Below are 24,828 nucleotides of genomic sequence, written 5' to 3'. Positions count from 1 at the left end.
TTAATAAAATCACAAGATTATTTAGAAAAAAACAAGCAATCCTAAGCTGATGAAGGAATTGTTGCTGGTTTGACATGAAAAAGGAAACAGTGCTCCTTCAGATAATGGAAGCACTGTTTCACTGTTTTTTATTTTTCGATCGTGGTCACGATACCAGAACCAACTGTTCGTCCACCTTCACGAATGGAGAAGGTCGTTCCATTTTCCACAGCGATTGGATGGATCAATTCCACATCGATCGTTACGTTGTCACCAGGCATAACCATTTCCGTTCCTTCTGGTAAAACGATATTCCCAGTTACGTCCGTTGTACGGAAGTAAAATTGTGGGCGATAGTTATTAAAGAATGGGGTATGGCGACCGCCTTCTTCCTTTGTCAACACATAGACTTCTGCTTGGAATTTCGTATGTGGTGTGATGGAACCTGGTTTTGCTAACACTTGGCCCCGTTCAATTTCATCCCGGGTGATTCCCCGTAATAATACCCCTACGTTATCACCAGCTTCCCCAAAGTCCATCGTCTTACGGAACATTTCTACTCCTGTCACGACTGCTTTTTGTGTTTCAGGTTTGATTCCGACGATTTCTACTTCATCACCGACTTTTACTGTTCCGCGATCGATCCGACCGGAAGCAACGGTTCCCCGTCCAGTAATTGAAAAGACATCTTCGATCGGCAATAATAATGGTTTATCAGTGTCTCGTTCAGGTGTTGGGATATATTCATCTACCGTATCCATCAGCGTTAAGATCGCTGCTTCAGCCTCTGGGTCACCTTCCAAGGCTTTTAAGGCAGAGCCTTTGATCACAGGAATGTCATCACCTGGAAAATCATATTCAGTCAGCAATTCTCTGACTTCCATTTCAACTAAATCGATCAACTCATCATCATCGACAAGGTCTGTTTTATTTAAAAAGACGATCAAATGTTTCACACCCACTTGACGAGAAAGCAAAATATGTTCACGGGTTTGCGGCATTGGGCCATCTGTCGCTGATACGACCAAGATTGCGCCGTCCATTTGGGCAGCCCCTGTAATCATATTTTTCACGTAATCCGCGTGTCCTGGTGCATCGATATGGGCATAGTGCCGTTTTTCTGTTTCGTATTCTACATGGGCAGTATTGATGGTGATACCACGTTCGCGTTCCTCAGGAGCCGCGTCGATACTTGCGTAATCTTGCGGATTGGCAAGTCCTTTTTTCCCAAGAACTGTGGTAATAGCAGCAGTCAAGGTTGTTTTCCCATGGTCGACGTGTCCTATCGTTCCGATATTAACATGGGGTTTGCTACGATCATAATGTTGTTTTGCCATATTGTTTCCCTCCTAGAGAAAGTTGAGTCGTTCTTTGACTCGAATCATATTTTGCGATTTACGCTTCCAAATTCATAAGTATCAACTTATTTTTTGTAAGTTTAAATCTACTCTTATTATAGGTCAAAATTAGTCAAAGTCAAGTGAGATGTCTCGTCTGCTAATCCCTAAGAATTTCTTTGCTTTTTTCGATCTATTGGACGTAGGACAATTTTTATGAATAATAGAAGATGAGGTGAGAAATGTGAAAAAAATCATTGCAACGCTGGTTTTTGCAGCAATTTTCCTTGGTGGCTGTTTTGCTACTTATCATTATTACTATGGTGGAAGTGACTACTATACAGTCATCAGGGATGCCGGCGAGCACGACACGGAAATTAGTGATAACGGAGTTGCCGAAGATGTCTACCGTTACACACAAGACGCTTACAGTTCCTCTGGAGAAGTCAAAACGGTCAAAATGAATGAGCACCGTTCCGCGCCTTTAAGAGAAGGTGCCTATTTGAAATTATTGGTCAATCCTAATAAAGGTGTTCTGAGCTGGGAAGAAGTTTCTGAAGAAGACATTCCCAAAGCCGCCCTTGAGAAACTGACCGATCAATAATTGCTGATATTGATCAAAGATATCCAGAAAAAAAGCAGAGACTCCTCATTACTTAAAGAGGAATCTCTGCTTTTTTGTGCTCGTTCTATGTTGTTAGCTCCGCATCATCCACACATAAGACCTTTGTCCTACATCCGATTAATTACTTCTTCTACATTTTTGATCGTTACGGAAATCGTTCCGTCTGGATTATTGATAAATTCGATCAAATTTGGATCTCGGTAAACATCCAAAGGAACGATCAATTCGATCCCGTTAGATAATTTTAGTTTTTGTTTCCCGAATTTTTTCTCTGAGATCTCACGGACATCCCGCATCATTGGTGCCTGATTGACAAATCCTTTTTCAGCCACTTCTTCTTGAAAAGAAAGCTGAGCGGTAATATTGTCTTTAAAGACTTTTTGCGCCACTTCACTGACATCAATGTGTCCTGACTCTTCGATCGTGTCGTAAACCGCTTCTTTTAGATCGGCAACAACGTTATAGGTAGGTGTTTCAAATTTCTGACCAATTTTTTCCGCTACTTTTTTGATGACTTTGACGTTTTCTTCTAACGAGGGAATCGGTTCGGCATCAATGACTTTCGTTGAAAAGTAGGCATATTTTTCACCTGAAAAGCTATATTTCTTTTCAATCAGTTCAAAGTCTAAGCTCTCCACATCAATTGTGATCCCTTCATCGGCCTTTTGAGTTTTACCTGCTAGTAAGGCACGATGCAAAATCAGATTGTTTTCGATCCCAGCTTCCCCATTATCAATAAAGTGCGTATAGCCGTCTTGATAGTTGACCTTCAAAAACGCCAACTGCATTCTTGTATCAAATTCATACAAGACCACAAAGGCATCCGCACTTGGTGCATCTTCACTTTCCTTGTACGCTTCATACCACCGTTGGACGATCGCTTCACTGGCTGCGACAAAGTCTTTGGGTGCTTGTTTGACCAGTTGAGCGATCATTGATGTTTCGAGTAAACGCCCTGTTTTGGTTTGCGGTGTTGCAAGTTTCTGTATTTTTTTCGTCAAATAATCGCGGATGTATTCCGTGGTCAAATCGAGTTCAACTTGAGAAAAAACCGGATCACCAGTTTGACGGTCAATAATGTGTAATATCGCATGTTTCAAATAAATATCCATTAGTTACGCTCCTTATCCATTTGTCTAGTGTACAAAAAAAATAGGCGAACTGACAAGAGCCAAACGTCATTTTTCTTATTGGCCACTTCCTTTTTGAAAGATGCATTCATTGGAAAATCCGTCCTCGTCTGCTAAACTAAAGGTATCACAGAAAACGGAGGAATGAACATGAACAGCTATACGTTATCAAACAATGTAACCATCCCTGAGTTAGGTTTTGGCACATGGCAAACACCAGACGGCGACGTTGCCGTAGCATCAGTCAAAAAAGCACTGGAAGTAGGTTACCGCCATATTGATACAGCCCAAGGCTATAAAAATGAAGCCAGTGTTGGTCAAGCGATCAAAGAAAGCGGCATTCCCCGCGAAGAACTCTTTTTGACTACAAAATTGTGGAATGCGAACCATTCCTATGATCTTGTGATGTCTTCTTTTGAAGAGTCCTTAGAGAAACTACAAACAGACTATATCGATCTTTTCTTAATCCATTGGCCAAACCCAGTAGCCTTTCGTGACAACTGGCAAACAGCGAATGCAGAAACATGGCGCGCTTTTGAAGAACTGTATCAGGCAGGCAAAATCAAAGCGATCGGGGTCAGCAACTTCTTGCCTCATCATTTTGAAGAATTGAAAAAAACAGCGACCATCTTCCCAATGGTCAATCAGATTTTCCTTGCACCTGGCGAGTTACAAGAAGAAGTGGTAACTTATTGCCAAGAACACGATGTATTGCTTGAAGCATACAGCCCATTAGGTACCGGGAAGATATTTGATGTACCAGAAATGAAAGCATTAGCTGAAAAGCATCAAAAATCAATCGCTCAAGTTGCATTACGCTGGTCTTTACAACATGGTTTCTTGCCATTACCAAAATCAGTCACATCGAGTCGGATCGAAGAAAACATCCATGTCTTTGATTTTGAGCTATCTGAAGAAGACATGAAAACGATCGATCAATTAGATGGTGTCGTTGGGAAAGCGACCAATCCAGATACGACAGGGTTTTAATTTTACTCTCTATAAGGAGAAGCCTATGAAGACAACTGATTTGATTCACCTCTCCCCTGCTGTTCAAAAAGCCTTACATGCTGATTTTGTTTTTCTTGTATGGCCAGACAAAGTCCAACATTTTCCGGCGCGTCAATGGTCGTCTAGCGACTATCAGCAGATGCTGGCTGAGAAACTCACTGGGGAAGTACGCTTTTTTCTTTGGGAAAACTACTTAGTCGCCACTGGAGACAAGGAGCTTTTGATCCTAATGCCTAAGTACCATCAAATCAATGATCTAGTAGAAACGCCAACGCCGCTTCTTTAGCAGCGCTGGCGTTTTTTCAGGAAATATATAATTTTTTTTGTATTTTTTCATGAGAATGACTGTTCTTTTCTGCAAATTTTCCTTATAATCGATAGTGATCGAGAGGAGAAGATTATGAAAAAGAAACAATTAGCAAAATTGAAACAACAATTCCGCCCGTCTTATGAAACAGCTCGACAACAGTTGTTTACAGCGATCGAGCGCAAAACAGCAGATAAGTTCGACCTTCCGACAACTGTTTATATCAATCCTAAAAATCAAGAGGAATTATTGATTGAATTGTTGAAGGAAACACCCAAAGAACAAAAAATCGCTGTTCCTTTAGATGAGAACTTCAAAATCGTCGTGAAACGAATTCAACGCTTAGAAGCTGGCTTACTTGATCGTTTCAGCGACAACTTAGTCGATGAGATCGCTGCTTACTGGTTACCGACCAATCCGCAAGAAAGTGCGGCACCTACCTCCGCTCCTGCGAAAGAACCAGCAGAAGTGAAGGAAGAAACGGCACCAACTATACCTGCATCAACTAAAACTAAAGAAGTGGAAAAATCAACGGCTGATGATTCTGACGAATCCATGACTTTTTCAGCATTTGCCGAAAAAATCGCAGCATTCCCTAAATTTTCTGCAAAACAATCTTCAGGAGAAACGACCGTGATCGAAGCTTCCCCGAAAGAAGATCGTGTTCTAGCAACAATTTCTGAAACAGAAAGTGATACTTTTACCATCGAAACCGCTCTAGAACGCAAATACAAAGTAAAACTAGAAGTCATTCCATTGATCGAGGCGTATGCCCACACGGCGATTTCTAAACGATAAACAAAAGGTTCTCTAGGAATTTCCCTAGAGAACCTTTTTTAGTTGCGTATTTCTGTTAAAAATTTACGGGCTTGCTCTTGGTTCATTTGACTCGCCGCTCGCAGCTTAGCTGCCAGCTGATCGATCTCAGTTCCTTTTGCCCCAACTGAAATAGCTAATGAACGGGCTTGCATGCTCATATGGCCTTGCTGAATTCCTTCTGAAACCAATGCCCGCAAAGCTGCCAGATTCTGAGCCAACCCGACACTTGCCGCCAGCGAAGCTAACTCACTCGCCGTTTCAACACCGGTCAAAGCCAACGCCGCTTGGGCTTTTGGCAATACTTTTGTGGCACCCCCGACTGTGGCGATCGCCAACGGAAGTGTGATACTACCAATCAAACAGTCTTCTACTATTTTCCAAGAAGTCAGCCCTTGCATGCGACCATTACGGGCAGCATAGCCATGACAAGCTGCCGAAACGGCGCGAGTGTCATTTCCGGTAGCCAAAATCAGCGCTTCAACGCCATTCATGATCCCTTTGTTATGGGTGGCGGCACGATATGGATCAATCTTGGCAAAATCAGCTGCATGAACGATTTTTTCGGCAACCTGTCTACCCTTTCCGATCTTGCTCAGTTTGTCAAAAGGCACGGAGCAAGTGGCTGTTACTAACGATTCCGTGGCAAGATTACTTAAAATACTAAAGAGAATTTCTTCTTCTGGGAACCACTTCCGAAAGAGGTCGGCCACTCCTTCTAAAATCGAATTGATGATGTTGGCGCCCATGGCATCTTTGACATCAACCAACAAATCGATTGAGACATAGGCTGTTGCTAATTCAGATTCTGTTGGCGAGAAGTTCCGACTAATCACTCGTCGTAAGCCCCCACCGCGTTTTACGATCGAGGGATACGCCGCGTTCGCCACTGCAAAAATCGCCGCTTGCTCTGTGTTGACTTTTGCCAAAATGGCATCCGGGTCCTGAACAGTCATAAAGACGATCTGGCCTCGAAGCAAACGTTCTTGACTGGTCGTTGTAATGGGCCCAGCCATTTTTGCTCCATTGCTCATCGCTGCAATCACAGAAGGTTCTTCTGTGGCTAACGGGACATTGTATCTCTTGCCATTCACTTGCAGATTCAACCCCACACCTAAGGGAATCTCCACTTCACTGATCTGGTTTTCGATCAAGTGATTGGAAATTTCCTTGTCTAATGCCATTTCTTGAAAAACCAAGGATTCGGCTGCTGTGATCGCCCCTTGTGCTTCAAGAAAGGTTAGTCGTTCGTTAGGCGTAAGGGCGTAAAACTTTTTTTTTTCTGTTTTTTCTGATGCCGACTCTTCATGAAAATCGGTTTGACTTGCTGCCGCCGAAGGGTTTTCTAACAGCATCGCTAGCCCTAACCCGCCACCGACACATAAAGAGGCGATCCCATAACGTTCTTGTGTGTCTTTTAGCTGATAAGCGACGGTCGTTGCGATCCGAGCACCGGTTGCTCCAATCGCATGGCCAAGGGAAATGCCCCCACCGTAACGGTTGACTTTCTTGGGATCCAAACCAAGTTCACGTTCTACTACGATCGAGGAAGCTGCAAAGGCTTCATTGATTTCAAAAATACCGATATCTTCAATCGACAGTGCTTGCTTTTTCAGCAAAGTATCGATTGCTTTGATTGGTGAGATTCCCATGATCTCTGGGGCAAAGCCAACTTCAACGATCTCTTTGATCACTGCCAGATAAGGAATCTGATGCTCCTCACAATAGCTTTTTGAGGCGATCAAGACCATGGCAGCCCCATCATTGATGGTTGAGGCATTCCCAGCAGTCACCGTACCGTCCTTTTTGAAAACCGTTTTTAGTTCAGCTAATTTTTCGACTGTCGTAGCGGCGCGAATGCCTTCATCCTGGGAAACGGTAGCAGACTTTTCGGTCACGGGTACGATCTCTTGCTCAAATTTCTTTTCCGCTTGTGCTTTGGCAGCCTTCATTTGGGAGTGGTAGGCAAATTCATCTTGTTCTTGTCGAGTGATGCCATATCTTTCTGCAACAGTTTCAGCCGTTAAGCCCATCGGTTTGCTGCTAAAAGCGTCTGTTAAGCCATCATGCATCATTGTTGATACTGGATTTGAATACTGATCATCCGCCTTGTTATAATAACTGAATAGCGGCGCATTCGTCATACTTTCGATCCCACCAGTCAAGACGACTGATGCCTTGTTTAACTGAATTTGCTCCATGCCCATTAGAATCGCTTTCATTCCCGAACCGCAAACTTCGTTGATCGTTGAGGCTGGAATATCTGAAGAAAGCCCACTTTGCAGGGAAACTTGGCGACTTGGATTTTGCCCACTGCCTGCTTGCAGGACATTTCCGATAATCACTTGTGCGATATGTTCTTTTGCTTGTTGGTTTCTTGCCAACAAGGCTTTCGCAGCAATTGTTCCTAACTCTACTGCTGAATATTCTTTTAATGACCCATGGTATTTGCCAATTGGCGTTCTTAGTGCGTCGATAATGACAACTTCTTCCACGTACGTCACCTCCTCTTGAAATATATCATTAAATCCTCCAAAAAAGAATACCCCACATCAGCTTGCTGTGCCCTTTTCTACTTTCTTTAATAAAGTTTAAATTCTAATCAATTCTTTTTCATTTTTTTCAAAAAATATGATACCTTAGAACGTGTAGCCTACTAAGTACGTAGAACATAAAGGAGCGACGGAATGAACGTTGGTATTGATAAAATAAATTTTTATGTCCCCCCCTATTTTATAGATATGGTTGATCTAGCTCACGCCCGAGAGGTCGACCCAAATAAATTTACGATCGGGATCGGTCAAGATCAAATGGCGGTCAATAAAAAAACGCAAGATATCGTCACCTTTGCCATGCATGCGGCAAAAGATATCCTCACAAAAGAAGATTTACAAGCAATTGATATGGTGATCGTCGGCACAGAATCCGGCATCGATGAATCAAAGGCTTCGGCAGTGGTTTTGCATCGCCTATTGGGTATTCAACCATTTGCCCGCTCCTTTGAAATCAAAGAAGCGTGTTATGGCGCAACAGCAGGCTTACAGTTTGCTAAAGCCCACGTACAAGCCAATCCACAAAGCAAAGTTTTGGTGGTGGCTTCAGACATCGCCCGGTATGGCTTAGCTTCCGGTGGAGAGCCCACTCAAGGCGTAGGTGCAGTTGCTATGCTGATCTCTGCAGATCCAGCGATTTTGCAGTTGGATAACGATAATTTGATGTTGACGCAAGACATTTATGATTTTTGGCGTCCCGTTGGTCATCAATATCCAATGGTAGATGGCCACTTGTCAAATGCCGTCTATATCGATTCCTTTAAACAAGTTTGGCAAGCCCATTGCGAAAAAACGCAACGCACAGCAAAAGATTACGCTGCATTGAGTTTCCATATTCCTTATACAAAAATGGGAAAAAAAGCCTTATTGGCTGTTTTTGCCGAAGAAGAAGAAACGCAACAAGAACGCCTGATGGCTCGCTATGAAGAATCGATCGTTTACAGTCGTCGTACCGGCAACTTGTATACGGGTTCATTGTACCTAGGCTTGATCTCTTTATTGGAAAATTCCTCCAGCTTGCAAGCCAATGATCGGATAGGACTGTTTAGTTACGGCTCAGGAGCGGTTGCTGAATTTTTCAGCGGCGTATTGGTACCCGGTTATGAAAAACAGTTAGCACAAGCTGCTCACCAAACGTTACTTGATGCCCGTCAAAAACTAACGATCGCTGAATACGAAGCAATGTTCAATGAGACCATCGATATTGATCAAGATCAATCCTTTGAGGATGATCTGCTTTACAGTATTCGTGAAATAAAAAATACCATTCGTTATTATAAAGAAGAAAACGAGTGATGTTAAGAAAAACTTTGTTTATTTTCAAGCAAGAAAGCTTGATGAAACAAAGTTTTTTTCTTTCTTTTTAATTTGTTGAAACAAAGCATCTTTTTCAGACTTTTTCTGATTGTTATTCAAAAATTTTCAGATAATTCAGGAAAAACATTTGACAGTCCGCTTTTTTTTGTCTATACTAAAAACAATTCAAGTATGGAGGAACTTTTTTATGTTAAAAACGACCGTGTCCCCACAACTGAATATCTTTTACTTTAGCTACTTTAGATAGTTTGTATTCATAACACATTATGGATGCAAACCGCAAAACGAGTTTTGTTTGTATCTATGATGGCTAAAGCATTTTAACTTGAACTTGCAGCCATGTAGAAAATCTTCTAAATGGTTGCCAATATACGTTTACGCTTGGTATAGGATCGAATCCATTTAGACGATTGTCTGAATGGATTTTTTTGTTCAGGTAAACCCCAATTAAAAAAGAAACGTTTATAGGAGGAGTTACAATGAAAATGAAAAAATGGATCACAACTGGATTATTAACGGCTTCACTACTGGCACTGGCAGCTTGTGGGGAATCAAACAATGCTTCTGAGGGAAACGACGGATCAAAAACAGTCGGTGTCTTGCAACTCGTGGAACATGGCTCCTTGAATGCCGCCTACGAAGGATTTAAAGAAGGCTTAGCAGAAGCGGGCTACACAGAAGGTGAAAACCTGACGATCGAATACCAAAATGCGCAAAACAGTCAAGACAACTTAAAAAGTATGAGCGAACGCCTAGTGAATGCCAACCCTGATCTTTTATTGGGCATCGCTACCCCTGCTGCTGTTTCGTTAGCAAATGAAACCACTGATACCCCAATCGTGGTTACCGCAGTTACTGATTTAGTTGGGGCAAAATTAGCCGACTCAAATGAAGAACCCGGTCGCAACATCACCGGTACGTCAGACATGGTACCCATTGAGCAGCAGATCAATTTGCTGTTAAGCATCGTCCCTGACGCCAAGACGATCGGCATTATGTATAATGCAGGTGAAGCTAACTCGAAAATTCAAGCAGACTTGGCAGAAGAAGCCTTAAAAGCTGCTGGAGTCGACGTTAAAGTATTGACCGCCAATACCACCAATGATGTGCAGCAAGTGACCACTAGCCTGGCAAAAGATGTCGATGGCATTTATATTCCAACAGATAATACCTTTGCCTCTGCTGCTGCAATCGTCGGTGAAGTGGCGAAAGAAACCAAAACACCGATCGTCGCAGGTTCCGTGGAACAAGTCGATGATGGAGCTCTAGCAACTTATGGTATTGACTATAAATCACTAGGCATTCAAACAGGAAAACTAGCAGCAAAAATTTTAGATGGCGATGCAGAACCAGCTACCACACCCGTTGAAACAGCGGAGAATTTAGAGTTAGTCGTCAATGAAGAAATGGCTGCAGCTTTAGGGATTGATCCTGCCAGCATCACTGCCCCAGAATAACCATACTATTTTAGATTTGAGGAAATCATATGAATTTAGTCGACACGTTCTTACTATTACTACAATCTGCCACCTCTCAAGGGATCCTTTGGGCATTGCTGGCAATCGGAGTATTTTTGACCTTCCGTATTCTGGATATCGCTGATTTAACTGCAGAAGGAAGTTTTCCATTAGGTGCAGGGATCGCTGCAATCAGTATTACGAATGGCGTCTCCCCCATACTAGCCAGTTTGATGGGCTTTGGCGGTGGCATGTTAGCCGGCTTGGTATCCGGACTACTGCATACAAAACTAAAGATCCCAGCCTTGTTGGCCGGGATCATCACGATGACTGGGCTTTATTCCATCACAAATCGTGTGATGGGTGCTCCCAACATTGCCTTGTTAGGACAAGACACGGTCTTCACCCAATTTCAAGCAATGGGTCTGACCAAAAACAATGCCGTGATTCTTGCGGGCTTTCTCTTCGCAGCTATCGTCATTTTGTGCTTGTTCCTCTTTTTCCGTACAGAGATCGGCTTAGCATTGCGCGCAACAGGCGATAATTTAGCTATGAGTGAAGCCAACGGCATCAACACCGATAATATGAAGATCATCGGTTACATGATCTCTAATGGCTGTATCGCCCTTTCAGGTGCTCTTTTAGCCCAAAACAACGGTTTTGCTGACCTAAACTCCGGAATCGGTACGATCGTGATTGGCTTAGCATCGATCATTATTGCAGAAGTTTTATTTGCCAATAAATCTTTGCTTTTGCGGTTGATCACCATCGTGATTGGAGCGATCGTTTATCGCTTTATCCTGGCCGTCGTTTTCGAGTTCAATGTCGAAGCCAATGATATCAAACTGGCATCCGCAATCGTCTTAGTCATCTGCCTCTCGTTACCGCAGCTTCGTTCAAAACTAGGACTTAAAAAGATGCTGCCAAAAACCAAAGGAGGCCAATCCTAATGACTTCAGTCTTAACAATCGAAAATCTACACCAAACCTTTGAAAAAGGGACGATCAATGAGAACCATGTCTTGCGAGGCATTGACCTGACGATGAATGCCGGAGATTTTATCACGATCATCGGTGGCAATGGTGCCGGAAAATCGACCCTTTTAAACAGTATTGCAGGAACGATCCCAACAGAACAAGGAAAAATCACCTTAGATGGGAAAGACATCACCCGTTTATCCGTTACGAAACGCTCAAAGGATATTAGCCGAGTCTTTCAAGATCCACGTATGGGGACAGCGGTTCGTTTGACTGTTGAAGAAAACTTAGCACTTGCTTACAAACGGGGCCAAGTCCGAGGGTTTGCGACAGGCGTCAAAGCAAAAAATCGCGCGTTTTTCCAAGAAAAATTAGCCAGTCTAAACTTAGGCTTAGAAAATCGTCTTTCTGCCGAGATCGGTTTGTTATCAGGCGGACAGCGTCAAGCGATTACCCTCTTGATGGCAACATTGCAACAACCTAAATTGATTTTATTAGATGAACATACCGCTGCCCTAGATCCAAAAACCTCGTTGACTGTCATGGCATTGACCGATCAATTGATTCGTTCACAGCAGTTGACGGCCTTCATGGTTACTCATGATATGGAAGATGCCATTCGCTATGGCAATCGCCTGATCATGCTTCATCAAGGCAAGATCGTCGTGGATATTGCCGGTGAGCAAAAGCAACATTTAACAGTCCCTGAATTGATGGAAATGTTCCATCAAAATAGTGGTGCTGAATTAAAAGATGACCAACTGCTCTTACGCTCTTAACAAGCAAAAAGACACGTAGAAAGGAACCCCCTTCTACGTGCCTTTTTTGATTCTTCCAAATGATTGGCAAAATCCTTACTTTGCTTCATTTTCCGCAATGATATCTGTGACCTTCATCAAGCGGGTCAATGTTGCTCGTTCGTCTTCTGCCAGATTGCTTTCGATGTATTGAATGGTTTCCGTCAGCTTGGGAATCGTCATATACTCTAACGCATTGACTCTTCGCCTCGTCCGCTCGATCTCATTGGCCATCAGTTGACAGGTTTTCTCGATTTCGGCCAACTGAAGCATCACTGGCAGCATCTGATCAAGATGAGACAACGAGAGATCCAGCTCACTGGTGGTACTTACAAAACCGTAGGAAAAGTCATCATCGGAGCTCTCTTCTTCGTAAACAGGATTTAACACTGGCACATCCATATTCATGATGGTCCGACTTTGTACATCTAGGGTCACTTTATTTAAAGGGATCATAAATGCTTCTTGCAAAACGACATCGGGAATACTACTAGAAGCCAGCACATACTCTTCCATCCCTGCTTGCAGCGCAGTTTCCATTTTTTTACGAAGCTCCTGGTTTTTCTTTACTAGCTGAATGAATTGGCGCACCAGCTCATCTTGCTTGTCTTTCAATAATTTGTGACCACGGGTTGCCGTCGTCAGCCGTTTTTTCAAACGACTTAGTTCCATCCGAGTTGGATTGACATTTAAGATCGCCATTAAGAACTCACATCCTCGTCCGTTGGGTAATAGGCGTCGATAAATTCTTCTTTGATACGGCTCAACTCTTGTTTTGGCAAGGTAGCTAATAGCTTCCAGCCTAAATCTAACGTTTCTTCAATCGTCCGGTTGGTTTCAAATCCCTGGTTGACATACTCTTTTTCGAAAAGATCTGCAAAACGCGCGTACTTTTTATCAAGATCAGACAAGGCAGACTCTCCTAAAACGATCGATAACTCTTTGGCAGCTTTCCCATCGGAATAGGCGGCATAAATTTGATTCATCGTTGCCGCATGATCTGCACGGGTCTTACCTTCTCCCGTTCCTTTGTCCTTCAACCGAGAAAGACTTGGCAAAATATCCACTGGCGGATTGATATTGCGTTTGTAAAGGTCCCGCGACAAAATGATTTGTCCTTCTGTGATATAGCCAGTCAAATCAGGAATCGGGTGGGTTTTATCGCCATCTGGCATCGTTAAGATCGGAATCTGTGTGACCGATCCTTCTTTGCCCATCAAACGTCCTGCCCGTTCATACAGTGTAGCTAAGTTGGTGTATAGATACCCTGGGTAGCCGCGACGTCCCGGAACTTCTCGGCGGGCAGCGGAGATTTCTCGCAATGCTTCGCAGTAGTTCGTCATATCGGTCATGATCACTAAGACGTGCATGCCTTTTTCAAAAGCCAAATACTCTGCTGCAGTCAATGCCATCTTAGGAGTAGCGATCCGTTCGATTGCTGGATCGTTGGCAAGGTTCATAAACAAAACAGATCGATCTAATGCACCGGTTTTGCGGAATTCATCCACGAAAAATTCAGCTTCTTCAAACGGAATCCCAATTGCTGCGAAGACGATCGCAAAATTGCCTTCTTGGCTGGGTACTGTTGCTTGTCGTGCGATTTGAGCAGCGATCTCTTTATGAGGCAAACCAGAAGCAGAAAAGATTGGTAATTTTTGTCCACGAACTAATGTATTTAAATGATCGATCGTTGAGATCCCAGTTTGGATAAATTCATCCGGGAAGTCCCGTGCCATCGGATTGATGGCTTCACCGTTTACATCGATGCGTTTTTCGGGCAAGATTCTCGGGCCATTATCTTTTGGTTTTCCTAAACCGTCAAAAACCCGACCCATCATATCTAGAGAAACCCCTAAAGTTAAACCAGTTCCTAGAAACCTTGCTTTGCTTTCTTCAGCACTCAAATTACTTGTACCCTCAAATACTTGGACAACAGCATTGTCATCACTGACTTCCAGTACTTGTCCTTGACGGATCTCGCCTGTGTCCATGCGGACCTCAACGAGTTCGTCGAATTTAACGCCTCGAACATTTTCGACCACCATTAAAGGGCCGGCAATTTCGGAAACTGTACGATATTCTTTTAACATCAATGAACACCTCCAGTTTCAATGATTCGTTGTAACTTTTCTTTGATGTCATGCTTGATCGTATCCAAGCGGGTCAATTCTTCTTCAGGAATGTATTTGCTGCGGGCGATGCGCTCACGCAGATCAACCGTTCCTTTTGTGATCTCATCTAAGTAAGCACCTAGCTGCAGTGCACGTTGGGCTTGTTCATTAAAGTAAAGAATATTCTCCAACATTTTGAACTGCTTATTGCGAGATGTATACGTGTCAACGTCATCAAAGGCGTTTTGCTGCAAGTAATCTTGTCTCAAAGAACGGGCTGTCATCATTGTCAAACGGTCTCTTTGAGAAAGAGAATCCATCCCTACCAATTGAACGATTTCTTCTAAACGGCTTTCTTCTTGGAGAATCGCCATTGATTCATTGACTAGCTCCGACCAGCGATCGCCTAATAATTGATCTAAATAAGAATTGATTTGATCTTCGTAAAGGGAATAGGAATTCATCCAGTTGATGGAAGGAAAATGCCGTTTTTGCGCCAGCATACTATCCAATGCCCAGAAGACTTTCACGATTCGTAAGGTATTTTGGGTGACCGGTTCTGAGATGTCTCCACCAGCAGGTGAAACCGCACCAATTGCGGTAATGCTTCCTTCCCGAGGTTGTGTGCCTAATGAATGGAAACGCCCTGCTCGCTCATAGTATTCCGCAATTCGACTTCCAAGGTACGCCGGATAGCCTTCATCTCCTGGGATCTCTTGCAATCGTCCACTCATTTCCCGCAGCGCTTCTGCCCAACGTGATGTTGAGTCTGCCATGATAGCAACACTATAGCCCATGTCACGGTAATATTCTGCAATCGTGATTCCTGTATAGATTGAGGCTTCCCGAGCAGCAACTGGCATATTCGACGTATTGGCGATCAAGACCGTTCGTTCCATGATTGACTTGCCGGTATTTGGATCGATCAGTTCAGGAAATTCATTCATAACATCCCGCATTTCATTGCCTCGCTCGCCACAGCCGACATAGACCACGATATCCACATCCGACCATTTAGCAATTTGGTGCTGAACAACCGTTTTTCCGGCACCAAATGGTCCGGGAACGGCAGCTGAGCCGCCTTTTGCCACTGGAAAATAGGTGTCGATGACGCGCTGACCAGTGACCAGCGGTTCGCCTGGATTTAATTTAGCAGTAACGGGACGTGGTTGACGAACCGGCCATTTCTGAACCATCGTCAAGTTTTTTTCACCCTCAATGGTTTCTAAGACACAGATCACTTCAGTAATAGCAAAATTCCCTACCATGATTTCTTTGACGGTTCCTTCATAGTTTGGTGGCACCATGATCTTATGCTCGATCACCGATGTTTCTTGTACTGAACCTAAAATGTCGCCACCTTGTACGGTATCACCGACTTGTACTTGAGGGACAAAGGTCCATTTCTTTTGGCGATTCAGTGGATCGATGGTAACCCCTCGTTCCAAAAAATCACTTTCTGTTTGCGACATAAACGTATCTAATGGTCGTTGGATCCCATCAAACATCTGAGTCAACAAACCTGGTGCTAGTTCGACAGACAATGGTGCGCCTGTCGTTTCCACGGGCTCGCCTGGTCCGATTCCCGCTGTTTCTTCGTATACTTGGATCGAAACCAGCCCTTTTTTGATCTCAATGATCTCACCGATAAGGCCCTTGTCACTGACTTTGCAGATTTCGTGGATTTTTGCGCCACTTAATCCTGAGGCGGTGACCAGTGGTCCCGATACTTTTTCAATTGTGCCAAATGCCACATTTATTCCTCCTAGCTGGCTGACTTGTCTGTTATGAATCTAATATATTCATTCCTACCGCTTTTTCCACATTTTGCTGAATTCGTGCCATGCCGATCCCTAAACTACCCGTACTACTTGGAATCGGAATGATCGCTGGTGTCGGTGCTTCTTCATAGCGGCGAACGATCGGTTCTAATTGTTCGATCAGTCGCTCAGTCAAAAAGATTACCCCATAGGCTTCAGCCATTTCTTCTAGTTGTTGGGCGGCTTCATCCAAATCGCTGACTGGAAAGATGTCGATCCCTAGCCCTTTGAAAGGCAAGATCGAGTTCTTACCACCCATCATTGCTATTTTTTTATGCATAACTATCACGCACCCGACTTCTTAAAATCTCTTCCGGCACCTTATTGATTTTCCCAATCAGGAGAATACGCAAGTTCTTGCTTTCAATTTCCTTGGCGTACAAGTACCCTGCCAATGCTGAAGGGCCAAAAGGAACAATTTTATGTTCTTTGAGCTTCGCCATTAGAAAATTGTCTTTGCGTATATCAAAGGTATTCAAGGTCTTCTTCTCTACCAACTCTTCATAGCTGTGATTGATCAGTTCTTTATAAGGAGTCCCTTGCAAATATGCCACAAATGCCTCAAGGGAAGTCGTGATCTCAGCTAACAATTCTTTTGCAGGTAGGTTTCCATGATCGGCTAAAACTGCGCTGATAAAGCCGCGCTTGCGTTTCATCGCGTAACTGCGCAACGTTGTTGAAATGTTGAAAATATCGATTTGTCGACGAATCAAGCTTTGCAGCAGATCGTCGTCGTATTCTTTGCCAATCGTCCACAATTGTTCCCAATAGTGGTTATCAAAGATGATGTCGATCGATTGGACCTCATGGTAGTTCTCAATATAAGAGAAGACTTCTTCCACACAATCAACCATCTCTTTGGCAACAAGATTGCTTTTTCTGGTCTTGACCAGATCCTTAAGGACGGAAAGCGGCTGGGTACCAATTGGGACAAGGTATTCAGAAAAATCTTCTTGCATGTACGCCGCTTTTACCAAGACTTTCAGATTTTGATAGTCATATTTCAAAGCAAAGAAATCAACGATCGCTTTTTCCGGTGTCAGCTGATACATCGTGTCGTATACCCGTTTCAACTCCGCCATCAACACATGTTCAAAGTCGTGTACACGATCATCCTCGTTGATGAAGTCACCATAAACCGTTTCTTGCAACATACCGTAGATTTCTTCTGCGCTAGCAGCCGAGAGCATCCGCTCATAGCGGCTGCGATCGAATAATTGCGATTCATACGTCCGAATTCTCGTATTTAAGGTATTGTATTTGATGTCATTCATCTGTTTGCACCTGCTTACTGTTCAAAAATCAATTGCAGTAACGTATTGCTTAACTCTTCTTTGTTGGCTTCTAGTAGCGCATCAAAAGTAAAATTCAACTCGATCGCTTCTTGTCGCAACAAAAAGCCACCCTTACGAGGGATCGTTTTATTTACCAGTTTCAGCTGAACATCTGGGGCAGATGCCTGCAATTTAGCGAGGAGCTCCTCATCCACTAAATGGCGGGTCTTCTCACCTAAAAGCAACTCAACCTCACCAGTTAACCTTGCATTCGCCAAGCCATTAGCGATAAACGCATAAAATGCTGCTTGATCCATCGTATTTAAACGGGTCAAAGCCTCAGTAAACAGCTCATCTAAGACCGACTGCTTTGCTGCCAAGACCTTGTTTCTTGATTGAATATGCACATCTGAGATTTCCAAATACATCGCCGCACGTTTTTCTTTTTCATAAAAAGCTAACCGCTCACTAAGCTCTTTTTCTAATTGCGTTCGCTTCAAGTTTTCTTGATTTTCACTTTCTTTTTTCGCTTCTTTGATTTGCAGCTGGTATTTCTTTTCCGCATCAGCGGTTATTTTGTCAGTTAAACGTGTAATATCAGACATTCACTTTTCCCTCCTCTTAATTCAAGACAAGCAAGAAGGAAATAACGAACCCTAAAATACAATACGTTTCCATCATCGCTACCAAGATAATTCCTTTGGTCACATGTTCTGGTTTTTTGGCTAAAATCTGCATCGCAGCACTTGCGGCACGTCCTTGCCATTTTCCGGCTACGATCGCTGTTAATGCGATTGGCAATGAAGCAATAAACAAGTACAATCCGCGATCGAATGAGAGCGAACCGCTGATTTGACCAAAGATCATGAAGGAAATTACGAACCCGTATAACCCCTGAGTACTAGACAGCAACTCTAAGATCAACGCTTGTCCGAATTTCTCTGGCTGCTCTGAGATCAAGCCTGACGCTGCTTCACTGGTCATCCCAACACCAATCGTTGATCCGATACCGCCGCAAATCGTTGCGGTCGCTACACCTAAAGCTGCAAAAACAATTCCACCATTTTCGTAAAAGAAACTAATCCAATTTTCCATTATTGTCCTCCTGTAACTTCTCTTCTGAGATGATCTCTACATAGTTTTCATTTGATTTGAAGGGGTCAAAGGCACGTCCGCCCCCCGTAAAGAATTTTCCAAAATACTCTAAATACTGCAAACGGATACCATGAACATACGCACTAAGGTAACTTAAGAAAATATTTAGGCCATGCAATGCCACAAATAATAAGATACCAACCGTAAACCGGGCTGCTGGCGGCAGGTAGCTGATGATCAAGTTGAAGGCTGAGGCGATACTTCCGCCGGCAACCCCTAACGCCATCAGACGGGTGTAACTGATCAAGTCACCAACATAATTGGTCACATCCATCAATCCGTACAATCCAGAACCGATTTTTCCTGCTAAGGTTTTACCTTCTAAACTGCCTCCGATGGCCACTGCTAATAGACTGGCAGCGATCATTACGATCCCAATCATTTGTAACGGTGTGTCAGGTAAAAGCAGCATTCCTGCGGCAACAAAAGCCACACTGATCAAAAAGACGATCCATGAACCGGCTTGGAACATCGCAGCCAGTTTCTGGTCTTTTTTCTTCCATAGAATATAGAATTTCAGCGCCAAACCAAACATGATCTGGATGTACCCAAAGATCACGGATAAGACTAAGATCTGGTTGACATCATCCTGGGCAGACAACAGTTGGAATGAGAATTCAAATCCGAAGAAGTTGCCATAGATCAAGCCCCAAATAATCGTGGGGATCGAGCATAACTGAAAGAGGGTCAAGTTTTGTTCCAGCCCTTTGCTGAGGTGGAACAGCTTTTTCCCAAGAAACGTCGCCAGAAACAAAAGCAAACCATAGCCAAAATCGGCAACCATCATCCCGAATGCCACCATATAAAAAGGCGCCATAAATGGTGTCGGATCTAACTCGTCATATTGCGGCAAGCTGTACATCCGAACAAGTCCTTCAAAAGGTTTGATCCAACGTGCGTTTTCTAATAAAATCGGCACATTACTAATCTCTTTTTCCGTCACTTCTTGGTATTCGAGGTAATAGTTATCCGAGGTTCCTTTTTTGATGCGTTTTTCTAATTCGGCCGTTCCATCAACAGGAACCCAGCCAGAAAGCGAGACCGCATGAGTAGAACGTAAAAGCATCTTATTGCTTTTTAAGCGGGTGATTGCTCCATCTAAATACTCGGCAACGATCCGCAAAGTTTCTTGCTCGTTTGTCATTGCACGAAGAGAGGCTTTGATCTCTTTTTCTTCATCAATTAAACGTTGGGATTTTTCTTTCATCGTTTGCAGATCTTCTTCTGGGATGCCCTCATAAGGGTAGATGTATTGCTCAAAGGCTACTTTTTTAAGAAGTGAAGTTACTTTTTCTTTTACATCTTTGTGGAAAAGGACCAGTAAATAAGTGGTTGTTTGTGATTGATAAACAGTTTCCACATAGACGAGCGGCAGCTTCTCACTGTTCGTCGTAAAGTCAGCCATTTCAGAAGTGGGAATCGAACCTAGCAAGCCACCTGATTTTTTTAATTCCTTTAAAACCGCTGGACGCTCTTTAAAATACTTCCAAATCGACAGCTCTGCTTCTTGTGCTAATACATCGCGTTTTTCTTGATCGATCAAGCGAAGACGTTTGTCTTGTTTACGAAGGGTCTGGCATAATTCTTGCCAGGGATAGGTGTGGGCTGTTTCAGCCAATTCTTGAAGGGTATATTTTTTGATTGGTTGCCGCAGTTGTGCCAGCATTCCTTTTTTGGGTACATATTCTTCTAAAAAATTTAAGCTCCAGTTGACTTGACCAAACTGGTTCTCCATTTCTTCTTCAGACTGTTCCTCGCGAACCGGTGTCAAAACACCCGTCGTTTCTTCAGAATCGTAGTATTTCTCCGAAGAAAGCAGTTCTACGCCCTGAAAGTCTTGCAGCTGCTCTAAAACAGCTTCTTTCTGATCGTAAAAGGTCAACAGACTGAACTTTTGCATTTTTGCAATTGCCATTTATGTCACAACCTTATTTATTATTATTGCCAATGCTTCTTCCTTTAACTCATTAGGGATCGTTCGTAGTGTTTCCACTTCTGCTTTCGTTTTAGCCATGAGCGGTTCTTTTGACTGTGTTAACTCAGCTGCGATTTTTTGATTGATTGCTTCTTTTTGTTGGGCTTCTTTTTCTGCCAACTCTTTTTTAAACGCCTTCAACCGTTCTTCGCGTTCTTGTGCCAATTGTTTTTTTTCTGCTTCCGCTTCTTGGTTTTTATTTTCAGCAAATTGCTCTGCTTCTTGTAATAATCGAATTGCATCTACTGCCATTTTCTCACCTGCTTTCCCTTTTTTTCCGCAAAAAAAACCACTACAAATCAAGCATATGGCATTCGCTGATCGTAGGGTGTCAAAAATCAATAAGTGGCAAATACCTTCACCTATTTCCGTTTTCTAATATAACCGTACCATAAATTTAGCGATAGAACAAGGTTCCTAGCGTTTTTTTATAGTCTTTACATATAAAAGTCACAAAAATTACACATTTTCACAAAAAGAAATCCTTTTCAATTTATAGGGGGTTAAATGATGACAAAAAAGAAAGATTAGAAACAGAATGCCGTTTCAAATCTTTCTTTTATTTTTCTCTCTTCTATTTCTTAACTTTCATAATTTCAAAGCAAAAATCCGTAATTAAAATAACAAAGATTCGTCCTACTCACGAATAAATGGCATACTCATACAGCGTGGACCTCCACGTCCGCGAACCAATTCACTTCCTGAGATCTCATTCAACTTGACGCCTGCCTCTTTTAACAACCCGTTGGTGATGGTATTGCGGTCATAGACCACGACTTCCCCTGGGGCGATCGCCAATGTATTGGAACCATCATTCCATTGTTCTCTGGCTGCTGCCGCTAAGTCGTCACCACCACAGCGAATCAAGTGTACTTCAGGCAAATCTAAATAACGGCAAAGAATGTTTTCCAACGTATCTTTTTCCTCATATACTCGCACACCGTCCTTGTGTTTAGTGATTGAATACAGCGAAAGTTCTCCCTCGATTTCTGGATGGATCGTGAACTTATCATGATCCACCATCGTAAAGACCGTATCTAAGTGCATAAATTTTCGTTCTTCACCAATATTAAATGCCAAGATATGTTCAAAACTCGGTTCTGTAGCAAAAATCGTTTCGGCAATTTTTTCGATAGAAGCAACCTCGGTTCGTTGAGAGATACCGATCGCCACGATTTTATCAGATAAAATCAGCTGATCGCCGCCTTCCATCCGCGTCGTTTCGTCCCGATGATACAAAAAGTTCGTCTCATTGCGGGAAAACATCGGGTGGTGCGTAAAAATTTGTTTTCCGTAGAGGGTTTCTCGTCTTCTCGTTGCAGAATACATTCGATTCAAGGAAACGCTATGACCAATCGTAGCAAACGGATCTCTCGTGAAATACAAGTTTGGCATTGGATCGATCAAAAAAGGATATTCCGTTTCAACGATCGCCGTTAACTTGCTAGCTCTTGGAATTTCTACCTCACTTTTTTTCAAGCCCGCCATCGTATGATCGATAAAGGAGCGATTATCTTTGATCGACAGGAAAAAATTGCGCACTTCGTTGCGAATCTCTTCATCAAGGATCGTTGTCTCATTTAAATAATCTTCTAAAAAAGCTTCTTTGGCACCGGTCGTCGACAATGTCTCTGCAGCAAGATCTTCCAAATAAAGGACTTCCACCCCTCTGTTTCTTAACGTCTCGGCAAAAAAATCATGCTCTTTTTGTGCTTGGTCTAGAAAAGGAATATCATCGAACAACAAGCGATCAAGATAATCCGGCATCAAGTTTTCCAATTCTGCTCCTGGACGATGCAACAGCACCCGCTTTAAGGGCGCAATCTCAGAAAAGATCTGTATTGGCTGGTTCATGGACGTGTCTCTCCTTTTTCGCATTTTTTGTGGAATAACTTATGTCATTCCTCGTTTATGACTCCTCGACACATAATTATTCATTTCTTTGACTCATAGTAATCTTCTGCTAATGTTTAATAGTTTTTTTGATCTGTTGGTTATAAACATGCATTTTTTTATAAAGAAACTATTAATAAAAAAACAACTACTTAGAGAGATAAATTTTAGATGTTTTAATTTACCGCCTTTTTCAATTGTATATTTTTGTTAAAAAAACAGCAAGGCAAAAGAACTGGCGGACTATAGCCCTAGTTGCGAAACCAGATTGAACTATCTTTGTTTTTTTGGATCATTTCATGATTTTCAAATGATATCGCTATCAAACAGATGAATATTTGATATGATTCAAGTATCTTGATACTAAAGAAACGTCTATAAAGGAGCGATTTGATGAAAACGCAACGTCAGCTTTACTATGGTGCCGACTACAATCCTGAACAATGGTCTAAAGAAGTCATTCTTGAAGATATGCGCTTAATGAAAGAAGCAGGTGTGAACTATGTAAGTATCAATATTTTTGGCTGGGTCAATCTGCAGCCAGATGAATCCACCTATGATTTTGACTTTCTGGACTGGTTGATGGATCTTTTATATGAAAACAATATCATGATCGACCTAGCCAATGGAACAGCTTCTCCTCCCGCTTGGCTTGTTCAAAAACACCCTGAGATGCTGCCTGTGACCATTCATGGCAATCGACTGGTTCATGGTGCGCGCCAGCACTACTGTCCGACTTCCCCTATCTATCGTCAATATGCCGCCGATTTGTCTGAAGCAGTCGCAAACCGTTATGCTAATCATCCAGGGCTGGTCATGTGGCATATCAATAATGAATATACCTGTCACATCCACGAGTGTTATTGCGATCATTGTCGGAAAAGATTTCAGACATGGTTAGCAGAGAAATATCTGACCATCGCTGGATTGAATGATGCTTGGTCAACGAAGTTTTGGAGTCAATCCTATGGCAGCTGGGAGGAAATTTTCTTACCAGAGGCAATGCCAACCTTCAAAAATCCTGCACAGCAATTAGACTACCGTCGGTTTCTTTCCGACATGAATCTGGAACTTTATCAAATTGAAAAGGCGGCGATCGCAAAATATTCCCATGAAATTCCTTATATGACCAATCTTATGGGCTTACACAAATACGTAGATGGATTTAAATGGGCACCTGAAATAGATGTGGTCAGCTGGAATTCGTACCCGAATCCCTTTGAAAAAATCCCTTACCCGCAATTTCTTGCTAACGATTTAACCCGCAGTTTGAAGAAAAAGCCATTCTTGATCATGGAGCAAGCCACAAGCGCTGTTAATTGGCGACAAATCAACGGGGCCAAGACACCCAACCAGTTGCGTCTTTGGAGTTATGAATCGCTAGCTCATGGTGCTGATGGTATCATGTTCTTCCAATGGCGACAGTCTCGTGGCGGTGCGGAAAAATTTCATAGTGCGATGGTGCCTCACGGAGATCCTCAGTCAAGCCGTATCTTTCGTGAATGTGCACAATTAGGCAACGAATTTTCGCAACTATCCGAAATCGTTGGGACGCGCTTCTTGGCTGATGTCGCGGTTGTCTTCGACTGGGAAAATTGGTGGGCGCTGGAATTGGATGCCAAACCAAGAACCTTAAAGTACATTCATCAGTTACGCAGCCTGTATGCCGCGCTAAGGGCGTTAAATTTGAGCGTAGACTTTGTCCATCCTTCCGAATCCCTAGATGGCTATCCTTTAGTGATCGCCCCAAATCTCTATTCAGCACCCGAAGCATTCGGTAAGAAGATCCATGATTACGTGCAACAAGGCGGTATCTTCTTGACCAATTTCTTTAGTGGGATCGTCAATGAAAATGACCAAGTCTATCTTGGGGGCTATCCAGGCTTGTTTAGAGACACATTAGGGATCATTGTAGAAGAGTTTTACCCAATGAAAGCAGCTACCCAGCATCAGATTGACTTTCAAGGTCATCGGAACGACAATTCTCTATGGGAGGAAGTCATTCATCTAAAAGGTGCGAAAGCTTTGGCAACCTTCCAATCCGGTTATTTGACCGATAAGCCCGCCATTACCATGAACCGGATCGACGATGGGTATGCGTATTACGTGGGAACAGAATTGTCTCTTGAAGGACTAACTACATTTTTAGCGACCATTCTGGAAAATCACAAATTAACGACTCATGCCCAGCACTTCTTGGCTGCTCCTACTGAAATCTCCGTTACCTGTCGCAAAGGTGCTGGCTATACACTCGTCTTTTTCTTAAACCATACCGAGCAGACAACAGAAGTGAAG

Annotated in this window: 22 protein-coding genes (1 of these 22 only partly in view); 9 read left to right on the top strand and 13 right to left on the bottom strand. The window is 42.9% G+C overall.

Annotation, left to right across the window (positions count from 1 at the left end; all coding sequences use genetic code 11):
- Positions 1 to 128: 128 nt before the first annotated feature.
- Positions 129 to 1,316, bottom strand: coding sequence for an elongation factor Tu (gene tuf / locus IGI92_RS05275; protein ID WP_005237121.1), 1,188 nt, complete (start codon positions 1,314 to 1,316; stop codon positions 129 to 131).
- Positions 1,317 to 1,560: 244 nt separating this feature from the next.
- Here tuf and IGI92_RS05270 point away from each other — a divergent pair, with 244 nt between their 5' ends.
- A complete protein-coding gene (locus IGI92_RS05270; RefSeq protein ID WP_086332196.1) occupies positions 1,561 to 1,920 on the top strand; it encodes a YxeA family protein in 360 nt (119 codons plus the stop codon).
- Positions 1,921 to 2,048: 128 nt separating this feature from the next.
- Here the strand turns inward: IGI92_RS05270 and IGI92_RS05265 are convergent, their stop codons facing one another.
- Complete coding sequence (locus tag IGI92_RS05265) at positions 2,049 to 3,053, bottom strand: nucleoid-associated protein (RefSeq protein ID WP_430608222.1); 1,005 nt, start codon at positions 3,051 to 3,053, stop codon at positions 2,049 to 2,051.
- Between the two features lie 162 nt (positions 3,054 to 3,215).
- Between IGI92_RS05265 and IGI92_RS05260 the strand changes: the two genes are divergently transcribed.
- The 3 genes from IGI92_RS05260 to IGI92_RS05250 all read left to right on the top strand — a co-directional run bounded on the left by IGI92_RS05260 (position 3,216) and on the right by IGI92_RS05250 (position 5,187).
- Complete coding sequence (locus IGI92_RS05260) at positions 3,216 to 4,061, top strand: aldo/keto reductase (RefSeq protein ID WP_016613071.1); 846 nt, start codon at positions 3,216 to 3,218, stop codon at positions 4,059 to 4,061.
- A 25-nt stretch (positions 4,062 to 4,086) separates the two neighbouring features.
- On the top strand, positions 4,087 to 4,368 hold the full coding sequence (locus IGI92_RS05255; RefSeq protein WP_016613070.1) for a hypothetical protein: 282 nt from the start codon (positions 4,087 to 4,089) through the stop codon (positions 4,366 to 4,368).
- A gap of 114 nt (positions 4,369 to 4,482) precedes the next feature.
- Complete coding sequence (locus IGI92_RS05250) at positions 4,483 to 5,187, top strand: hypothetical protein (protein ID WP_005237132.1); 705 nt, start codon at positions 4,483 to 4,485, stop codon at positions 5,185 to 5,187.
- A gap of 38 nt (positions 5,188 to 5,225) precedes the next feature.
- Here the strand turns inward: IGI92_RS05250 and IGI92_RS05245 are convergent, their stop codons facing one another.
- On the bottom strand, positions 5,226 to 7,700 hold the full coding sequence (locus IGI92_RS05245; RefSeq protein WP_430608221.1) for a hydroxymethylglutaryl-CoA reductase, degradative: 2,475 nt from the start codon (positions 7,698 to 7,700) through the stop codon (positions 5,226 to 5,228).
- 192 nt (positions 7,701 to 7,892) lie between these two features.
- Here IGI92_RS05245 and IGI92_RS05240 point away from each other — a divergent pair, with 192 nt between their 5' ends.
- The 4 genes from IGI92_RS05240 (at position 7,893) to IGI92_RS05225 (ending at position 12,287) form a co-directional block, all read left to right on the top strand.
- Positions 7,893 to 9,053 carry a hydroxymethylglutaryl-CoA synthase gene (locus IGI92_RS05240; protein ID WP_005237144.1) on the top strand — a complete coding sequence of 387 codons (1,161 nt, stop codon included), beginning with the start codon at positions 7,893 to 7,895 and terminating at the stop codon, positions 9,051 to 9,053.
- A 500-nt stretch (positions 9,054 to 9,553) separates the two neighbouring features.
- A complete protein-coding gene (locus IGI92_RS05235; protein WP_005237146.1) occupies positions 9,554 to 10,531 on the top strand; it encodes an ABC transporter substrate-binding protein in 978 nt (325 codons plus the stop codon).
- A gap of 29 nt (positions 10,532 to 10,560) precedes the next feature.
- A complete protein-coding gene (locus IGI92_RS05230) occupies positions 10,561 to 11,481 on the top strand; it encodes an ABC transporter permease (protein ID WP_005237148.1) in 921 nt (306 codons plus the stop codon).
- Positions 11,481 to 12,287: an ABC transporter ATP-binding protein gene (locus tag IGI92_RS05225; RefSeq protein ID WP_005237149.1), complete on the top strand. Its 807-nt coding sequence runs from the start codon at positions 11,481 to 11,483 to the stop codon at positions 12,285 to 12,287. The genes IGI92_RS05230 and IGI92_RS05225 overlap by 1 nt, the downstream gene beginning before the upstream one ends.
- Positions 12,288 to 12,362: 75 nt before the next feature.
- On the opposite strand, the gene IGI92_RS05220 is transcribed toward IGI92_RS05225, so the two are convergent.
- The 10 genes from IGI92_RS05220 to arcA all read right to left on the bottom strand — a co-directional run bounded on the left by IGI92_RS05220 (position 12,363) and on the right by arcA (position 22,494).
- Positions 12,363 to 13,007 carry a V-type ATP synthase subunit D gene (locus IGI92_RS05220; protein ID WP_005229243.1) on the bottom strand — a complete coding sequence of 215 codons (645 nt, stop codon included), beginning with the start codon at positions 13,005 to 13,007 and terminating at the stop codon, positions 12,363 to 12,365.
- Positions 13,007 to 14,395, bottom strand: coding sequence for a V-type ATP synthase subunit B (locus IGI92_RS05215; protein WP_005237151.1), 1,389 nt, complete (start codon positions 14,393 to 14,395; stop codon positions 13,007 to 13,009). Before IGI92_RS05215 ends, IGI92_RS05220 begins: the two co-directional genes overlap by 1 nt.
- Positions 14,395 to 16,170, bottom strand: coding sequence for a V-type ATP synthase subunit A (locus tag IGI92_RS05210; protein WP_008380990.1), 1,776 nt, complete (start codon positions 16,168 to 16,170; stop codon positions 14,395 to 14,397). Before IGI92_RS05210 ends, IGI92_RS05215 begins: the two co-directional genes overlap by 1 nt.
- Positions 16,171 to 16,201: 31 nt before the next feature.
- On the bottom strand, positions 16,202 to 16,516 hold the full coding sequence (locus IGI92_RS05205) for a V-type ATP synthase subunit F (protein WP_005237155.1): 315 nt from the start codon (positions 16,514 to 16,516) through the stop codon (positions 16,202 to 16,204).
- Positions 16,509 to 17,510: a V-type ATP synthase subunit C gene (locus tag IGI92_RS05200; protein WP_005237156.1), complete on the bottom strand. Its 1,002-nt coding sequence runs from the start codon at positions 17,508 to 17,510 to the stop codon at positions 16,509 to 16,511. The genes IGI92_RS05205 and IGI92_RS05200 overlap by 8 nt, the downstream gene beginning before the upstream one ends.
- A 14-nt stretch (positions 17,511 to 17,524) precedes the next feature.
- Entirely contained in the window at positions 17,525 to 18,115 is a 591-nt protein-coding gene (locus tag IGI92_RS05195) for a V-type ATP synthase subunit E (RefSeq protein WP_061053898.1), read from the bottom strand.
- Positions 18,116 to 18,131: 16 nt separating this feature from the next.
- On the bottom strand, positions 18,132 to 18,605 hold the full coding sequence (locus tag IGI92_RS05190) for a V-type ATP synthase subunit K (RefSeq protein ID WP_005237160.1): 474 nt from the start codon (positions 18,603 to 18,605) through the stop codon (positions 18,132 to 18,134).
- On the bottom strand, positions 18,589 to 20,580 hold the full coding sequence (locus IGI92_RS05185) for a V-type ATP synthase subunit I (protein ID WP_430608218.1): 1,992 nt from the start codon (positions 20,578 to 20,580) through the stop codon (positions 18,589 to 18,591). Before IGI92_RS05185 ends, IGI92_RS05190 begins: the two co-directional genes overlap by 17 nt.
- Positions 20,581 to 20,892 (bottom strand): hypothetical protein, encoded by a 312-nt coding sequence (locus IGI92_RS05180; protein ID WP_008380980.1) that lies wholly within the window; start codon positions 20,890 to 20,892, stop codon positions 20,581 to 20,583.
- Positions 20,893 to 21,276: 384 nt separating this feature from the next.
- Entirely contained in the window at positions 21,277 to 22,494 is a 1,218-nt protein-coding gene (gene arcA / locus IGI92_RS05175; RefSeq protein WP_008380978.1) for an arginine deiminase, read from the bottom strand.
- A 432-nt stretch (positions 22,495 to 22,926) separates the two neighbouring features.
- Between arcA and IGI92_RS05170 the strand changes: the two genes are divergently transcribed.
- Positions 22,927 to 24,828 carry the 5' portion of a beta-galactosidase gene (locus IGI92_RS05170; RefSeq protein WP_430608217.1) on the top strand. The gene runs 96 nt beyond the window's last position, so 1,902 of the gene's 1,998 nt are visible here — the first part of the coding sequence; its start codon is at positions 22,927 to 22,929; the stop codon falls past the right edge of the window.

The sequence above is a fragment of the Enterococcus sp. DIV2379 genome, assembly GCF_050542965.1.
GTDB lineage: Bacteria > Bacillota > Bacilli > Lactobacillales > Enterococcaceae > Enterococcus_D > Enterococcus_D entomosocium.
This window is presented reverse-complemented; position numbering and strand designations above follow the sequence as displayed.

Coding starts and splice junctions, on each gene's coding strand:
- IGI92_RS05180 (WP_008380980.1), bottom strand. CDS start 20,892: ATGGCAGTAGATGCAATTCGATTATTACAAGAAGCAGAGCAATTTGCT.
- IGI92_RS05220 (WP_005229243.1), bottom strand. CDS start 13,007: ATGGCGATCTTAAATGTCAATCCAACTCGGATGGAACTAAGTCGTTTG.
- IGI92_RS05235 (WP_005237146.1), top strand. CDS start 9,554: ATGAAAATGAAAAAATGGATCACAACTGGATTATTAACGGCTTCACTA.
- tuf (WP_005237121.1), bottom strand. CDS start 1,316: ATGGCAAAACAACATTATGATCGTAGCAAACCCCATGTTAATATCGGA.
- IGI92_RS05200 (WP_005237156.1), bottom strand. CDS start 17,510: ATGAATGACATCAAATACAATACCTTAAATACGAGAATTCGGACGTAT.
- IGI92_RS05260 (WP_016613071.1), top strand. CDS start 3,216: ATGAACATGAACAGCTATACGTTATCAAACAATGTAACCATCCCTGAG.
- IGI92_RS05250 (WP_005237132.1), top strand. CDS start 4,483: ATGAAAAAGAAACAATTAGCAAAATTGAAACAACAATTCCGCCCGTCT.
- IGI92_RS05190 (WP_005237160.1), bottom strand. CDS start 18,605: ATGGAAAATTGGATTAGTTTCTTTTACGAAAATGGTGGAATTGTTTTT.
- IGI92_RS05255 (WP_016613070.1), top strand. CDS start 4,087: ATGAAGACAACTGATTTGATTCACCTCTCCCCTGCTGTTCAAAAAGCC.
- IGI92_RS05215 (WP_005237151.1), bottom strand. CDS start 14,395: ATGTTAAAAGAATATCGTACAGTTTCCGAAATTGCCGGCCCTTTAATG.
- IGI92_RS05265 (WP_430608222.1), bottom strand. CDS start 3,053: ATGGATATTTATTTGAAACATGCGATATTACACATTATTGACCGTCAA.
- IGI92_RS05230 (WP_005237148.1), top strand. CDS start 10,561: ATGAATTTAGTCGACACGTTCTTACTATTACTACAATCTGCCACCTCT.
- IGI92_RS05225 (WP_005237149.1), top strand. CDS start 11,481: ATGACTTCAGTCTTAACAATCGAAAATCTACACCAAACCTTTGAAAAA.
- arcA (WP_008380978.1), bottom strand. CDS start 22,494: ATGAACCAGCCAATACAGATCTTTTCTGAGATTGCGCCCTTAAAGCGG.
- IGI92_RS05195 (WP_061053898.1), bottom strand. CDS start 18,115: ATGTCTGATATTACACGTTTAACTGACAAAATAACCGCTGATGCGGAA.
- IGI92_RS05185 (WP_430608218.1), bottom strand. CDS start 20,580: ATGGCAATTGCAAAAATGCAAAAGTTCAGTCTGTTGACCTTTTACGAT.
- IGI92_RS05240 (WP_005237144.1), top strand. CDS start 7,893: ATGAACGTTGGTATTGATAAAATAAATTTTTATGTCCCCCCCTATTTT.
- IGI92_RS05205 (WP_005237155.1), bottom strand. CDS start 16,516: ATGCATAAAAAAATAGCAATGATGGGTGGTAAGAACTCGATCTTGCCT.